We start from the raw sequence: 14822 nt of genomic DNA on the forward strand, positions 1-14822 counted from the left end.
TCTTCCGGTCGTGGTCGATGCGGTGACGCGAGGCGGCCGCTACTGGTCCTTCGCGCCGTTGATGGTCGCCCGGTCGATGCCGATGCCCTCGACGCCGAACTCGGCGAGGATCTGCTCGTACGTCCCGTCGTCCATGAGCGACTGGAGCGCGAGCTGGATCGCGGTCGCGAGCTCCTCGTCGGCCTTCGGCACGCCGATGCCGTTGAGCGTCGCGTTGTACCCGGTGGGCGCCTCGGGGTCTTCGACGACCTCGAACACCTCGGCGTCGCCGGTGGTCTTCGCGACGTACCCGGCGCTCGGCTTGGTGAGCACGGATGCGGCGACCTTCCCGGCGGTGATCGCGAGCTGGGCGTCGGAGTCGGCGGGGAACTCGGAGAGCTCGATGGGGCCGGCGCCGGCCGCCTCGCAGTCGGCCTGCCAGACCTCGTTGACGAGGTCGACCTGGCTGGTCGCGGCCTGCGCGGCGACCTTCTTGCCGCACAGGTCGAGGTAGCTCTCGATGCCGTCGGGGTTGCCGGCCGGGACGAGGATGCCGGTGCCCGATGCGGAGTAGTCGACGAAGGTCAGCACGTCCATGCGCTCGACGCTCGAGGTCATGGCGGAGATCGCGACGTCGTAGTTGCCCGCCTGCAGGGCCGGGATGATTCCGTCGAAGCCCTGCTGCGCGAACTCGAACTCGACGCCGAGCTTCGCGCCGATGGCGCGGCCGAGCTCGACGTCGACGCCGGTGAGCTCGTCGGAGCCCTCGCTCACGGCCATCTCGAAGGGGGCGTACGGGGCGTCGGTGGCGACCTTCACCACGCCGGCCTCCGTCACGTCGGAGGGCAGCGCCGCGCGCGCGGCCCCGTCGACCTCGATCGAGATGCCGAGCACCTCGGCGGGGCCGGCCTGCGCACCGGCGTCGGCGGACTGGGCGGGGGCGGAGCAGCCGGCGGTGAGCAGGGCGGCGGCCACGATGGCGGCCGCGGCGGCCGAGCGGGCGGCGAGCGGAGAAGCGAGTTCCATGGGAGACCTTTCGGGTGCGCTCGACGGTGAGCGGATGGGACTCCAATTATGAAACATCTGTTTCATCGTGTCTACATTCTCATTCGATGTAATACCTGTTTCGTTGTGGAACCCGTCGCTGCGGGCTCGCCCGGCGGTCAGGCGACGGGCGCGGCCGCTCGCATCGTCGCCCCGGACCGAGCGGCGAACACGGCCGCACGCTCCGTGATCGTACGTCGCATCACCTGCACCGCCGCGGCCGGCGCGACATCGGCGGGGCGGGCGAGGCTGATGGCGCGCTCGAGCCTCGGCTCGGCGAGTCGCACCGACCGCAGCCCGGGACGGTCGATGAGCACCATCGCGGGCACGATCGCCACGCCGAGGCCCCGCTCGACGAACCGCAGCACGGCGTCCATCTCGGCGCCTTCGAGCGCGACGTCGGGCACGAGGCCTGCGCTCCGGAACGCGGCATCCGTGGCGTTCCGCAGGTCGTAGGTGGAGCTGAACAGGATCTGCGGCAGCCGGGCGACCTCGGCGAGCGCGATCGCATCGCCGGACGTGACGGGCGGCTCCGCGGCCGAGGAGATCACGACGAGCTCCTCGACGAGCAACGGCGTGACGGTGAACCGCTCGGCCGGCGAGGCATCCGTCGTCGTGATGAGGGCGAGGTCGAGTTCGCCGGCGGCGAGCTCGTCGAGCAGGCGCCGCGACCCCTGCTCCGAGAGGTGCAGGTGGATGCCGGGATGCTCCGCGTGGAACGCCCTCAGCACCTCGGCCACGAGGCTGATGCAGAGCGTGGGCGTCGCGCCGAGGCGCACGCGGCCGCGCTCCAGCCCGGCGAGCTCGGCGAGCTCTCGCCGCACCGATTCGGCGTCGGCGAGCATGCGGCGGGCGAGCGGGAGGAGGGATTCGCCGGCCGCGGTGAGGGTGCTGCCGCCGCGGGCGCGGTGGAACAGCTGGGCGCCGAGGTCGCGTTCGAGCACCGCGATCTGGCGGCTGAGGGAGGGCTGCGCGAGGTGGAGCTCGTCGGCCGCCTGGGTGAAGTTGCCGAGTCGGGCGATCTCGACGAAGCCGCGGAGCTGGTCGAGGTTCATGTCCATAGCCTATGCGCATCGTGCAGAGCCGAAAGATGCATTGGACGGATGGATGCCGCCGACCTACCGTCGAGAACATGAGCAATCCTGAACGCCAGATTTCCACGACCGTGCTCGTCATCGGCACCGGCGGCTCCGGCCTGCGGGCCGCCATCGAGCTCGCCGAGGCGGGCGTCGACGTGATGGCACTCGGCAAGCGGTCGAAGTCCGACGCGCACACCGCCCTCGCCGCCGGCGGCATCAACGCCGCGCTCGCGACCATGGACCCCGACGACAGCTGGCAGCAGCACGCCGCCGACACGCTGAAGGAGAGCTACCTGCTCGCCGACCCCCGCACCGTCGAGCTCGTGACGAAGCACGCGGCCCGGGGCATCCACGATCTCGAGCGCTACGGCATGCCGTTCGCCCGCGAGGACGACGGCCGCATCTCCCAGCGCTTCTTCGGCGCCCACACGTACCGGCGCACCGCGTTCGCGGGCGACTACACGGGCCTCGAGATCCAGCGCACCCTCGTGAACCGGGCAGCACAGTTGGACATCCCGATCCTCGACACCGTCTACGTCACGCGCATCCTCGTGAACGACGACGGCGCCGTCTTCGGCGCGTACGGGTTCGACCTCGACGACGGCACCCGCTACCTCATCCACGCCGACGCCGTCATCCTCGCCGCCGGCGGCCACAACCGCATCTGGCGGCGCACCTCGTCGCGGCGCGACGAGAACACGGGCGACTCGTGGCGCCTCGCCGTCGAGGCCGGCGGCCGCGTGCGCGACCCCGAGCTCGTGCAGTTCCACCCGTCGGGCATCATCGAGCCCGAGAACGCAGCCGGCACCCTCATCAGCGAGGCGGCGCGCGGTGAGGGCGGCATCCTCACGAACGCCCTCGGCGAGCGCTTCATGGCGAAGTACGACCCCGAGCGCATGGAGCTCTCGACGCGCGACCGTGTCGCCCTCGCCGCCTACACCGAGATCAAGGAGGGACGCGGAACCCCTAACGGCGGCGTCTGGCTGGATGTCTCGCACCTGCCCCGCGAGACGATCATGACCCGTCTTCCCCGCGTGTACCAGACCATGCTCGAGCTGCAGATGCTCGACATCACGAAGCAGCCGATCGAGATCGCGCCGACGGCGCACTACTCGATGGGCGGCGTCTGGGTGCGGCCAGACGACCACGGCACCGACGTGCCCGGGCTGTACGCCATCGGCGAGGCATCCAGCGGACTGCACGGCGCCAACCGGCTGGGCGGCAACTCGCTCATCGAGCTGCTCGTCTTCGGCCGCATCGTCGGCCAGGCCGCGGCCGAGTACTCGCGCGGACTCGCGGCGCAGCAGCGCTCGGCCGCCGCGGTACGGGCGGCACGGGCCGAGATCGACGGACTCCTCGCCGCCGACGGCAGCGAGAACGTGCGCGCGCTCCAGCGTGCGATCCGCGACACGATGACCGAGCACGCCGGCGTGGTTCGCGACGAGCAGGGCCTCACGGCCGGCCTCGCCGAGCTCGACGCGATCGAGGCCCGCATGGCCGACATCGGGGTGCATCCCGACCTCGCCGGCTACCAGGACCTCGCGCATGCCTTCGACCTGAAGTCCGCGGCGCTCGCCGCGCGCGCGACGCTCGAGGCCGCGCTGGAGCGGCGGGAGACGAGAGGATGCCACAACCGCAGCGACTTCCCCGAGCTCGACGAATCGTTGCAGGTGAACCTCGTCTGGTCGCCGTCGACCGGGGTGACCCGCGAGGAGATCCCGCCGATCCCGGCGGAGATCGCGGCGCTCATGCGCGACGTGTCGACGGTGGGCAAGCTCGTCGAGTAGCGCAGGAGACGCCAGGGCGGGCCGGTTCTCGGACCGGCCCGCCCTGGCGCGCACGCACCCGCGGACTCAGGCGACGGCGGTCCCCTCCAGCTCGACGAGTTGGCCCGGAACGGCGAGCCGGGTGACGCCCAGCATCGTCGTGGCGGGCGCGACGCCGGCCGCACCGAGACGCGCGGCCAGGAGACCGTAGTGCGGGAAGAGCGCGTCGACGTCGGTGGTGGCGACATTGAGGCGCACCAGGTTCGCGAGGGTCATCCCGGCGCGCTCGAGCACCGCCTCCAGGTTGTCGATGCTGAGCGAGAGCTGCGCCGCGACGTCGCCCGCGTGCTGCGGCCGCCCGTCGGAGTCCATCGCCGTCTGCCCGGAGACGTACAGCGTGCGGGTCGCGCCGGAGACCAGCACTCCCTGATCGAATCCCAGTTCGGCCGACCACGTCGCGGGGTTCACGGCCGTTCGTTCGAGTGTCATTCCAGCTCCATTCATGTCTTCGGAAGGACGTCGGACTCCAGCCTCTCGATAAATCACGACACCGTCTGTCAGGTATCGGGCAGAGTGGGCAGATGCGCGCAGATCGTCTCGTCTCGCTGGTCCTGCTCCTCCGTCAGCGCGGCCGACTCCCCGCGTCGACGATCGCCCGGGAGCTCGAGGTCTCGACCCGCACCGTGCTGCGCGATATCGAGGCGCTGTCGGCGGCCGGTGTGCCCGTCTACGCGGAGCGCGGGCGACACGGCGGATTCGAGCTGCTGCCAGGCTTCCGCACCGAGCTCACCGGCCTGAACCACGATGAGGCGCTCGCGCTGCTGACCGCCGGGTCCGCCCGGAACGACCGGCTCTTCGGACTCGGCACGGCGCTCGCTTCGGCCATGCGCAAGGTCGTCGACGCGCTTCCCGAACGGCACCGGCTCGACGTCGACGGCATGTCCCGTCGCATCCTGGTCGATCCCGAGACGGACCTGCTCGTGCGCCGGGGCGCCGGCGACGACGTGCCCGACGCGGTGATGCTCGCCGTTCGACGGGCCGTGCTCGGCGGCCGCAAGCTGCGCATGCGATACGCCGCGGCCGAGCGCGAGCCCGCGTGGCGCACCGTCGACCCGATCGGGCTGGTGACGGTCCGGCAGATCGGGTACCTGCTCGCCACGGTCGCGGGGGCCGACCGCACCTACCGGCTCTCCCGGATCCTGGAGGCGGAGGCGCTCGACGAGCCCGCCGAGCGCCCCGATCAGGTCGATCTCGAACGGCTGTGGACGGAGCGGAGCACGCGGTTCCGCACGGGCGGCGATCAGGTCGTCGTGCGAGCGAGGATCTCACCCGAGCGTCGCGAAGAGGTCGTCGGCACGGCGCTCGCGGTGCTGGCCGAAGCGCTCGACGCCGATGGGAGGCTGCTCCTGGATGCGAGCTTCCAGGATCTGCGGCACGCGGAGTGGGCCCTGTGGCAGCTCGGGACGGATGGCGAGGTCCTTGCTCCGCGTGAGCTCCGCACCGCCATCCGCGACCGGGCGTCAGCCCTTGCCGCCAGGTACTCGTGACCGCGCGGCGAGGGTCGCGGGCCCTCCTAGGATGTCGGGGTGGCTCTCTTCGATCACCTCGGCATCACCGTCGATGACCTGCCCCGTTCGATCGCCCAGTTCGATCCCGTGATGCAGGCGCTCGGCTGCACCCGTCAGGACGCCGACGGCAGCGTCGCCTGGTCCCTGGGCGAGGAGGAGCTGATCCTCTTCCCGGCGCGTGAGGCGGGCAGCGGTCCGCACCGGCACGGACGGGTGGGGTGGCAGCACCTCGCGTTCGCGGTCGACTCCCGAGAGAAGGTCGACGAGCTGCACGCGATCGCGATGCAGGCCGGGTGGACGGCCGTTCGCGAGCCGAAGGTCTTCCCGCGGTTCAACGACCGCTACTACGCCTCCTTCGTCGAGGACGACAACGGCATCCGCCTGGAGTTCATGCACAACCCGCCGCGGGAGTCGGCCGAGGGCTGAGCGGCCGCCGCCGCAGCAGCCGTGACGACACCCATGCTGACCGATGCCGCCCGGGAGTTCCTCGCGGAGTACCACCTCGCCACCCTCTCCACGCTCGACCGGAACGGGCGGATCCACTCGGTGCCGGTCGGCATGACCTACCTCGACGGCGTCGTGCGCGTCATCGGCAGCGGCGGCTCCCAGAAGTTCCTGAACGCCGAGCGCAGCGGCCGCGCCACCGTGACGAGCGTCGACGGCCGCCGCTGGATCAGTTTCGAAGGACCGGTTCGAGTGACGGATGACCCCGATGACGTCGCCCTCGGCGTCGCGCTCTACGCCGCTCGCTACCGCCAGCCGCGGCCGAACCCGCGACGCGTCGTGCTCGAGCTCACGGTCGAACGGGTGCTGGGGTCCGCTGGGATGCGCTCGAGCGAACGCTGACGATCCGGGCCACGCAGTGACCGATCATCTCGCCGTCGGAACGGGAGAGTCCGTCAGGCCGCCGCGGCCCGCAGCATCGAGTACACGGTCGGACCGCTCTGGACGAAGGTGGTCGCGGTGGTCTCGAAGCCGAGGCGCTGGTAGAGGCGGACGTTCCGCTCGTCGGAGGTCTCCAGAGCAACCGGCGCGCCGTGCTCGCCGGCGGTCTCGAGGCCGGCTAGCGTGACGGCGCTGCCGAGACCGGCGCCTTGGTGCGCCGGGTCGACCCCGACCGTTTCGAGCGTCCAGGCCTCGGTCGGCGGCGCGGGCAGCCGGAGCGCTCCGAGCACTGCGAGTCGCGACCCATGCAATGCGGCGATCTCCCGTTCGGCCGGTTCGTCCGGGGCGGGGGCGCCGGGCGGAAGGAATGCGGCGACAGCGCGGAGCCTCGCCTCGACGAGTACGATGCCGTGCTTCAGCGCATGGCCGAGGTAGAGACGCTGGAGGGCCTTCAGGCGGTGCGAGTAGTCGTCGGCGGGGATGCTCCAGCGGGTCCAGGAGTATCGATCGAAGGCCGCGGCCAGCACGTCGGCCGCGGCATCCAGGTCTTCTGGCCCGGCGGGGCGCACGAGGTGGGTCACGTGGCGTTGCTCCAGAGGTGCGAGATGAGACGCCGCCGGTTCGGCAGCCTTCCAGGCTACCGGCCCGTCGCTTAGGCTGCCCCGATGAGCGACGTGCTGGACGAGGGCCCCTTCTACCACGGCACCAAGGCCGATCTGCAGGTCGGCGACCTCCTCACCCCCGGCTTCCGGTCGAACTACCGCCCGGAGGTCGTGATGAACCACATCTACTTCACCGCGCTGCCCGACGGCGCGGGCCTCGCGGCCGAACTCGCGGCGGGGGACGGCGAACCGCGCGTCTACCTCGTCGAGCCGACCGGGCCGTTCGAGAACGACCCGAACGTGACCGACAAGAAGTTCCCCGGCAACCCCACCAGGTCCTACCGCAGCGGCGCACCGCTCCGCATCCTCGGCGAGGTCGCCGACTGGACGCGGCTGACCCCCGAGGCCCTGGCTTCCTGGCGGGAGCGGCTCGCCGCCCTCCAAGCCGACGAACGCGGCGAGATCATCAACTGACGCGGGCCGCTCCAGGCATGCCCGCCTGGGGCGCCACCCGCCGTCGCCGAGTCAGTTCGTCCCCCACCCGAAGCGGTGGGTCCGGATGCCGTAGTACGTGAACGTCTCCGCCCGACTCACGCCCGGGATCGTCCGCAGCTTGCGGTTGACGAGCTCGAACAGCGCGTCGCGGTCGGCCGCGATGACCTCGACGAGCAGGTCGTAGCGCCCGGCCACGAGCACGACGTAGATGACATCGTCGATCTCGTTGATCGCGGCCGCCACCTCCTCGGGGTCGCGGTCGGAGACGATGCCGATCATGGCCATGCTCTGGTACCCGAGCCGCAGCGGGTCGGTCACGCCGACGATCTGGATCACGCCGCGGTCTTCGAGCCGCTTGACCCGCTTGCGGGCGCCGCCCGCGGTGAGCCCGACGAGGGCCCCGAGCTCGGCGTAGCCGAGCCGGCCGTCCTCCTGCAGCGCGGTGATCAGCGCTCGGTCGAGGTCGTCGAGGTCGTCCCGGTGATCCATGGGGGCAGCCTATCGGTGCCGCGTCATCCGATGGAACTAGAAGCGGCATCCGGGTGCTCGTTCATCACTGATACAGTCGGCGCGGTGTGTTCTGCGCACCGCGGGAGGAGAATCGCATCATGGATGACGCCCCGACGACGGGCACCTGGCTGCTCGCACGTCCCGACATCGACCTCGCCGCGGTGCGCGAGCTCGCGACCACCGCGTACGGGCTCACCGGCGAGCTCCGCGAGCTCGGCAGCCAGCAGGACCGCAACTTCCTCGTCTCGACCGGCGACGGCGGAGCGCTGCTCAAGGTGAATCATCCGAGCCTGCCAGCGGAGGCCGTCGCCCTGCAGGCCGCGGTCTCCGACCGGCTGCGCGAGCGCGGCCTCCTCACGCCGGAGCTGCTGCGCACCGTCGACGGCCGGCGCAGCATCCCCGTGGAGGTCGACGGCGGCAGCACCGCCCACGCCTGCGCGTTCGAGCTCGTACGCGGCGAGACGCTCGCCGAGCTCGAGGAGCTGTCGGGTGCGCTCGCCGCCGAGCTCGGCGCCATCGCCGGCCGCACGGTCGAAGCACTGCGCGATCTCCGGCACCCCGCCGCCGGGCGGCGAACCCAGTGGAACCCGATGTCCGCCCTCGACGTGGTGGATGGCCTCGCCGACTGGCTGCCGGAGGACCGGCGCCTGGCGTGCACGACGGCCGCACGCGACGCCGCGGCCCGCATCGGCGCCCTGCCCGAGCTGCCTCGCCAGATCATCCACGGCGACCTCACGAGCGACAACCTCATGCGCGACGCCGACGGCGCCCACTGGATCATCGACCTCGGCGATGCCGCCGAATCCTGGCGGGTCGCCGAGCTCGCGGTGCTGGTGGCCGACCTCGTCGGACGCACCGGCGACCTCGCGATCGTCGGCCGGGCCGTGCGCGGCTTCGCCGCCGAGGTCGACCTGGGCGATGACGAGCTCGAGGCGATCTGGCCACTCGTCGTGCTGCGCGGTGCCGTCCTCGCAGTGAGCGGCTGGAGCCAACTCGGCATCGACCCGGAAAACGCCTACGCCCGCGAGCGGATCGAACACGAGTGGGAGGTCTTCCGGCGCGCCACCGCGTACGACCACGAGACCGTCACCGCGCAGCTGCGACTCGCCGCCGGCCGCCCGCACGCGCGGGGCCTCCGCTACGCGCCACTGGTCGCGGGGCTCGCCGATGCGCGCGTGATCGACCTCGGCATCCGCAGCGACCTGCTCGACGACGGACGCTGGACCGAGGCATCCATCGAACCCACGCTCGCCCGCGAGGCGCTCGCGGGTGCCCCGGTCGCCGCCATGCGATTCGGCGAGAGCCGCCTCACCCGCGTCTCCCGGGAGGTCGCCCGCCCTGCTCCGACGAAGGCGAGGTTCGTCGAGCTGTGGACCCGGCCTGGTCAGGCGGTCTGCGCCCCGTTCACCGGCGCGCTCCGGGCGGGCGACGGCTACGTCGAGCTCGCCGACCGCGGGGTCGTCCTGCGCATCGACGGGGTCGACGCGGTCACCGAGGCCGGTGACGCGGAGGCCGGCGAGCAGATGGCCCGGGTCGGCGAGGCGGCCTCCGGGCTCGGCCGCCTGCGCATCACCCGGCGCATCCTCGGGGCGGCCTCTGCGGCGGGACCGTTCGGTGGTCCGGGCGAGGAGTACGAGACGGAGGGCGCGGCCGACCCCTCCCCCATCATCGGCATCGCCGCGGCCGAGGACCCGATCCTCCGCCTCCGCGCCGAGCGCCGCCGTCGCGACCGGGTCATGGGCGCCGCGGCCGAGCGGTACTACGAGGAGCCGCCGCAGATCGAACGGGGCTGGAACACCCTGCTCATCGACACCGAGGGCCGCGCCTACCTCGACCTGGTGAACAACGTCTCGGCCATCGGACACTCGCACCCCCGCTTCGCCGACCGGGTCTCGCGGCAGCTGCACCTGCTGAACACCAACTCGCGCTTCCTCTACGAGGCGTACGCCGACTTCGCCGAGAAGCTGCTCGAGCATTCACCGGATGCCTCGCTCGACACGGTGATCCCGGTCAACAGCGGCTCGGAGGCCATCGACCTCGCGCTGCGCCTCGCGCAGGTCGCCACCGGCCGCCGCGACGTCATCGCCGTGCGCGAGGGCTACCACGGCTGGACGATGGCGGCCGACGCCGTGAGCACCTCGGCGTTCGACAACCCCGAGGCCCTCGGGTCCCGGCCGGACTGGGTTCACCTCGTCGACGCACCGAACGCGTACCGCGGTCCGCACCGCGGCCCCGACGCCGGCCGGGCCTACGCCGCCCAGGTCGCCGATCTCTCCCGGCGGCTCGCCGACGAGGGGCGGCCTCCTGCCGCGTTCATCTGCGAACCGGTGCTCGGCAACGCCGGCGGGGTCATCCCGCCCGACGGGTACCTCGAAGCGGCGTACGCGGCCGTACGCGCCCACGGCGGGCTCGCGATCGCCGACGAGGTGCAGGTCGGCTACGGCCGGCTCGGCCGGGCGTTCTTCGGCTCCGAGATGCTGGGCGCAGTTCCCGACATCATCGCCGTGGCGAAAGCCGCGGGCAACGCCTTCCCGCTCGGCGCGGTGCTCACCCGGCGCGAGATCGTCGACGCCCTGCGCCGCGAGGGCATGTTCTTCTCCTCGGCAGCCGGCGCCCCGGCCGGGGCCGTCGCCGGCGCCGCGGTGCTCGACGTGATCCGCGAGGAGCGACTGCAGGAGCATGCGCTGCGCGTCGGCGGGCACCTGCTCGAACGGCTCGCGCAGCTCGGCGAGCGGCATCCGCTCCTCGGCACCGTGCACGGCACCGGCCTCTACCTCGGCGTCGAGCTGGTGCGCGACCGCGAGACGCGCGAGCCCGCCACGGAGGAGACCGCCTGGATCTGCGGCCGCCTGCTCGACCACGGCATCATCATGCAGCCGACCTCGGAACGGCAGAACGTGCTCAAGGTCAAACCGCCGATGACGCTCTCGATCGCCGAGGCGGACGCGTTCGTCGACGCCCTCGACGCCGTGCTCGGCGAGGCGGAGCGGCGCTGAGGCCGAGCGGCGCTGAGGCGGAGCGGCGCTGACCGGGCTCGGCGCCGCACGCGGGCGGAGCCGGATGCCCGGAGCATCCGACCCCGCCCGCCGCACGCTCAGGTCTGCCGTTTGGAGGTGACGGCGCGCTGCAGCAGCACGAACACGAGCAGGATGCCGCCCGTGATGATCGTCGTCATCTCGGGCGGGATGCCGCCGTCGCGTGTGATCAGCACGTTCATCAGCCCCAGCACCAGGGCTCCGACCACCGAGCCGAGGACGTAGCCGTAGCCGCCGGTCAGGAGCGTGCCGCCGATGACGGTCGCGGCGATCGCGTCGAGCTCCCAGCCGATGCCGGTGATGTTCTGCGCGATCCCGAGGCGCGAGGTGTAGACGACCGCCGCGATGCCCGACAGCGTGCCGCTGATGACGTAGACCAGCACCTTGGTGCGCGGCACCGTGAGCCCCATCAGTGCGGCCGAGTTCTCGGATCCGCCGATCGCGTACACCGTGCGGCCGGTGCGGGTCCGGTGCAGCACGAAGAACGCGACGAGCACCACGACGACCGCGATGATCACTCCGGGGGTGACGACGACGTCGTTCACCTTCTCACCGTCGATGACCTTGAACTGCTCGCCGAGCCAGAGGATCGGCGAATCGTCGGCGAGGCGCTCGGGCTGCGTGCTGAGCAGCGCCGCGAGCCCGCGACCGAGGAACATCATCGCGAGCGTCGCGATGAACGGCTGCACGTTGAAGTACTGGATGAGGATGCCGCTGACCAGCCCGAACCCCGTGCCGATGAGCACCATCATCGCGATCACGACCCACGGGTTCCAGCCGGCGTTGGAGAGCATGACGCCCGCCACGCTCGAGAGGGCGATGACCGAGCCGACCGACAGGTCGATGCCGCCCGTGAGGATCACGAACGTCATCGCCACGGCGAGGATGATGAGGTGCGCGTTGTTGATCAGCAGGTTCGACAGGGTGTTGTACTGCACGATGCGCCCGTAGGCCACTTCGCCGTAGATCACCATGCCGATGAAGATGATGATCGCGGCCACCGTCGGAAGCACCGACGGGTTCGACGAGACCACGCGCTTCACGCGGTCGATGAGCGTCGGCGACGCGGATGCCTCGGAAGGTCCGTCGACGCGCGGGGTCTGCACGGCGGTCATGCCGTCACCTCCTGCTTCTCCTGCTTCGACGGGACCGACGGCTGCTCAGGTTGCGGCCGCGGCGGCTTGCGGCGTTGGACGAACCAGCTGCGCACGCGCTGCGACTGCAGGAGGCACAGCACCACGATGACGATCGCCTTGAAGGCGGGCGTGGCCGACGACGAGATGCCGAGGAACACGATCGTCTTGTCGAGGGTCGCGATGAGCAGGCCGCCGACCACGGCGCCGCCGATCGAGAACTTGCCGCCCGCGAGCGACGTGCCGCCGATGACGACGGCGAGGATCGCGTCGAGCTCCAGCTGATAGCCGGTCCGCGACACGTCCACGGTCATCACCGTGCCGACCGACATGATGCCCGCGATGCCCGCGAGCACCGCGCTCAGGATGTAGACCGTCAGCAGCAGCCCGCTGGGCTTGATGCCCGCCATGCGGCTCGCCTTCGGGTTGATGCCGATCGCCTCGATCATGAGGCCGAGCGCGCTTCGGCGCACCACCAGGCCCACGACGATGACGATGGCGATCGCGAGGAGGAACACCACGGGCAGGCCGAGCACGAAGCCGTTGGCAACCCAGCGGAACGGCTCGTTCGATGCCGACGTGTTCTGCCCCTCGGTGATCACCTTCGCGATGCCGCGGCCGGCGAGCATCATGATCAGCGTGCTGATGAAGGGCTGGAGCCCGACGTAGGCGACGAGCACGCCGTTGACGGCGCCGAGGATCGCGCTCACGAGGAGCGCCAGCCCCATGGCGCCGAGCGCGACGACGACCGAGTCCGCCTGCCCGGCCTGCTTCAGGAACACCATCGAGACGGCGCCCGACACGGCCATCACGGAACCGACCGAGAGGTCGATGCCGCCGGTCGCGATCACGAGCGACATCCCGACCGCGATCATGAGGATCGGGGCCGACGCCCTGAGGATGTCGATCAGGTTGCCCACGAGGTGACCGTTGCCGGAGTTGATCGACACGGCGAGGTAGTTCGGGTCCTTGAGGACGTTGAGGGCGAGCAGCGCGACGATCGCGACCAGCCCCCAGAAGAACGGCTTGCGGACGAGGTCGCGCAGCCAGGTCGTGCGAGCAGCGGTACTCATGCTTCCTCCTCCGTCGCAGCGGCCGCGGGGACGGCCGCGTGCGGAGCCTCGGCGGGGTGGGGGCCCGCGTCAGCATCGATGATGCCACTCTCGACGGCCGCCTCGACGCCGTGCGCAGCGATGACGTCGACGACCTGCTGGGCGGTGACGTCTGGACCGTTCACGATCTCGCCGATCTTCTGGTGGTCTTTCAGGACGATGATCCGCTCGCTGAGCCGCACCACCTCCTCGAGTTCCGAGGAGATGAAGACGACCGAGACGCCGTCCTCGGCGAGCGCGGCGACCGCCTCCTGGATCTCGGCCTTGGCGCCGACGTCGATGCCGCGGGTCGGTTCGTCGAGGATGAGCAGTTCGGGGTTCGTGGCGAGCCAGCGGCCGAGGAGCACCTTCTGCTGGTTGCCGCCGGAGAGGTTCTTGATCGGGCGGTTCGGGTCTGCGGGGCGCACGTTCAGGGCGGCGATGTACTTCGCCACGAGCGCGTCCTGCTCCTTGCGCGGGATGGGCCGGGCCCATCCCCGCTCCGCCTGCACGGCGAGGATGAGGTTCTCACGCACGGTGAGGTCGCCGACGATGCCTTCGTCGCGGCGGTTCTCGGTCGAGAACGCGATGCGCTTGCCGAGGCCGTCGGCGGGGCTCTTGAGGTCGACGCGCGTGCCGTGCAGGGTCACCTCTCCTTCGTCGGCGCGGTCGGCGCCGTAGAGCAGGCGGGCGAGCTCGGTCCGGCCGGAGCCCAGCAGGCCCGCGAATCCGATCACCTCGCCGGGATGGATGTCGAGGTCGGTGGGCCCGATCGAGCCGCGTCGGCCGATCCCCCGCGCTTCGAGCAGGGGCGCCTCGCCGTCGTAGTCGCGCTCGTCGACCCGACGGTTGCCGCCGAGCGACGCGAGCGCGTTCAGGTCTTTGCCGATCATCTTCGAGATAAGCGCGTGCCGGTCGAGCTCGCGGGTGAGGTACTCGCCCTCGTACCTGCCGTTGCGGAGGATCGTCAGGCGGTCGCTGATCGCGTAGACCTGGTCGAGGAAGTGCGAGACGAACAGGATCGCGACGCCCTGGTCGCGCAGCGACCGGATGACTCGGAACAGTCCGTCGACCTCGGCCGCGTCGAGGCTCGAGGTCGGCTCGTCGAGGATGAGGACCTTGGCCTTGACGGCCATGGCCCGGCTGATCGCCACGAGCTGCTGCATCGCGATCGAGAGGGTCGACAGGGGCCGGTGGGTGTCGAGGTGGTCGAGGCCGAGCCGGGCGAGCGCCTCAGTCGCTGCCGCGTGGGTGGCCCGCCAGTTGACCCCGAAGGGCCCCCGCACCTCGTGGCCGAGCATCACGTTCTCGCCGATGGAGAGGTTCGTGACGAGGTTGACCTCCTGGTACACGGTCGAGATGCCGGCGCCCTGCGCGTCGCCGGTCCCGTGGAACTGCCGCTCACGGCCGGCGACGACGATCGAGCCGCCGTCGATCTTGTAGACGCCGGTGAGAGCTTTGATCAGCGTCGACTTGCCCGCGCCGTTCTCTCCCATCAGCGCATGGACCTCGCCCTGGAAGAGCCGGAAATCGACTCCGTCCAGCGCCTTGACGCCCGGGAATTCGATGGAGATGTCGTGCATCTCCACGATGGGCAGTGCTTCGCTCATGACAATCGCATTCTGTGCTCCGACC

General features: G+C 71.1%; 14 protein-coding genes. 6 read left to right on the forward strand and 8 right to left on the reverse strand.

Annotated features, from left to right (window positions below):
- Nucleotides 1-39 precede the first annotated feature (39 nt).
- Nucleotides 40-1005, reverse strand: a complete 966-nt coding sequence (locus tag ABIQ69_RS13930; RefSeq protein WP_350347727.1) for an ABC transporter substrate-binding protein — start codon at nucleotides 1003-1005, stop codon at nucleotides 40-42.
- 137 nt (nucleotides 1006-1142) lie between these two features.
- Nucleotides 1143-2078: a LysR substrate-binding domain-containing protein gene (locus tag ABIQ69_RS13935; protein WP_350347728.1), complete on the reverse strand. Its 936-nt coding sequence runs from the start codon at nucleotides 2076-2078 to the stop codon at nucleotides 1143-1145.
- Nucleotides 2079-2155: 77 nt separating this feature from the next.
- On the opposite strand from ABIQ69_RS13935, the gene ABIQ69_RS13940 reads away from it, so the two are divergent.
- Nucleotides 2156-3889 (forward strand): FAD-binding protein, encoded by a 1734-nt coding sequence (locus ABIQ69_RS13940; RefSeq protein ID WP_350347729.1) that lies wholly within the window; start codon nucleotides 2156-2158, stop codon nucleotides 3887-3889.
- Between the two features lie 66 nt (nucleotides 3890-3955).
- On the opposite strand, the gene ABIQ69_RS13945 is transcribed toward ABIQ69_RS13940, so the two are convergent.
- Nucleotides 3956-4357 carry a RidA family protein gene (locus tag ABIQ69_RS13945; RefSeq protein WP_350347730.1) on the reverse strand — a complete coding sequence of 134 codons (402 nt, stop codon included), beginning with the start codon at nucleotides 4355-4357 and terminating at the stop codon, nucleotides 3956-3958.
- 92 nt (nucleotides 4358-4449) lie between these two features.
- On the opposite strand from ABIQ69_RS13945, the gene ABIQ69_RS13950 reads away from it, so the two are divergent.
- Genes ABIQ69_RS13950 through ABIQ69_RS13960 form a run of 3 tightly spaced genes read left to right on the forward strand, consistent with a single transcriptional unit; the run spans nucleotide 4450 to nucleotide 6282 of the window.
- Nucleotides 4450-5415: a WYL domain-containing protein gene (locus ABIQ69_RS13950; protein WP_350347731.1), complete on the forward strand. Its 966-nt coding sequence runs from the start codon at nucleotides 4450-4452 to the stop codon at nucleotides 5413-5415.
- A 39-nt stretch (nucleotides 5416-5454) separates the two neighbouring features.
- The gene (locus ABIQ69_RS13955) at nucleotides 5455-5862 is read left to right on the forward strand and encodes a VOC family protein (RefSeq protein WP_350347732.1); all 408 of its coding nucleotides are present in this window, start codon (nucleotides 5455-5457) and stop codon (nucleotides 5860-5862) included.
- A gap of 21 nt (nucleotides 5863-5883) precedes the next feature.
- Nucleotides 5884-6282 (forward strand): TIGR03618 family F420-dependent PPOX class oxidoreductase, encoded by a 399-nt coding sequence (locus tag ABIQ69_RS13960; protein ID WP_350347733.1) that lies wholly within the window; start codon nucleotides 5884-5886, stop codon nucleotides 6280-6282.
- A gap of 53 nt (nucleotides 6283-6335) precedes the next feature.
- On the opposite strand, the gene ABIQ69_RS13965 is transcribed toward ABIQ69_RS13960, so the two are convergent.
- A complete protein-coding gene (locus tag ABIQ69_RS13965) occupies nucleotides 6336-6902 on the reverse strand; it encodes a GNAT family N-acetyltransferase (protein WP_350347734.1) in 567 nt (188 codons plus the stop codon).
- 84 nt (nucleotides 6903-6986) lie between these two features.
- On the opposite strand from ABIQ69_RS13965, the gene arr reads away from it, so the two are divergent.
- Nucleotides 6987-7397 carry an NAD(+)--rifampin ADP-ribosyltransferase gene (gene arr, locus ABIQ69_RS13970; protein WP_350347735.1) on the forward strand — a complete coding sequence of 137 codons (411 nt, stop codon included), beginning with the start codon at nucleotides 6987-6989 and terminating at the stop codon, nucleotides 7395-7397.
- A gap of 51 nt (nucleotides 7398-7448) precedes the next feature.
- On the opposite strand, the gene ABIQ69_RS13975 is transcribed toward arr, so the two are convergent.
- Nucleotides 7449-7907, reverse strand: coding sequence for an Lrp/AsnC family transcriptional regulator (locus tag ABIQ69_RS13975; RefSeq protein ID WP_350347736.1), 459 nt, complete (start codon nucleotides 7905-7907; stop codon nucleotides 7449-7451).
- 119 nt (nucleotides 7908-8026) lie between these two features.
- On the opposite strand from ABIQ69_RS13975, the gene ABIQ69_RS13980 reads away from it, so the two are divergent.
- On the forward strand, nucleotides 8027-10924 hold the full coding sequence (locus tag ABIQ69_RS13980) for an aminotransferase (protein ID WP_350347737.1): 2898 nt from the start codon (nucleotides 8027-8029) through the stop codon (nucleotides 10922-10924).
- A gap of 98 nt (nucleotides 10925-11022) precedes the next feature.
- On the opposite strand, the gene ABIQ69_RS13985 is transcribed toward ABIQ69_RS13980, so the two are convergent.
- From ABIQ69_RS13985 to ABIQ69_RS13995, 3 genes are read right to left on the reverse strand one after another with little or no spacing between them, the layout of a single operon-like run.
- Entirely contained in the window at nucleotides 11023-12078 is a 1056-nt protein-coding gene (locus ABIQ69_RS13985) for a sugar ABC transporter permease (RefSeq protein WP_350347738.1), read from the reverse strand.
- A complete protein-coding gene (locus ABIQ69_RS13990) occupies nucleotides 12075-13169 on the reverse strand; it encodes an ABC transporter permease (RefSeq protein ID WP_350347739.1) in 1095 nt (364 codons plus the stop codon). The genes ABIQ69_RS13985 and ABIQ69_RS13990 overlap by 4 nt, the downstream gene beginning before the upstream one ends.
- Nucleotides 13166-14797 carry a sugar ABC transporter ATP-binding protein gene (locus ABIQ69_RS13995; RefSeq protein WP_350347740.1) on the reverse strand — a complete coding sequence of 544 codons (1632 nt, stop codon included), beginning with the start codon at nucleotides 14795-14797 and terminating at the stop codon, nucleotides 13166-13168. The genes ABIQ69_RS13990 and ABIQ69_RS13995 overlap by 4 nt, the downstream gene beginning before the upstream one ends.
- Nucleotides 14798-14822 lie beyond the last annotated feature (25 nt).

The sequence above is a fragment of the Agromyces sp. G08B096 genome, from assembly GCF_040267705.1.
GTDB lineage: Bacteria > Actinomycetota > Actinomycetes > Actinomycetales > Microbacteriaceae > Agromyces.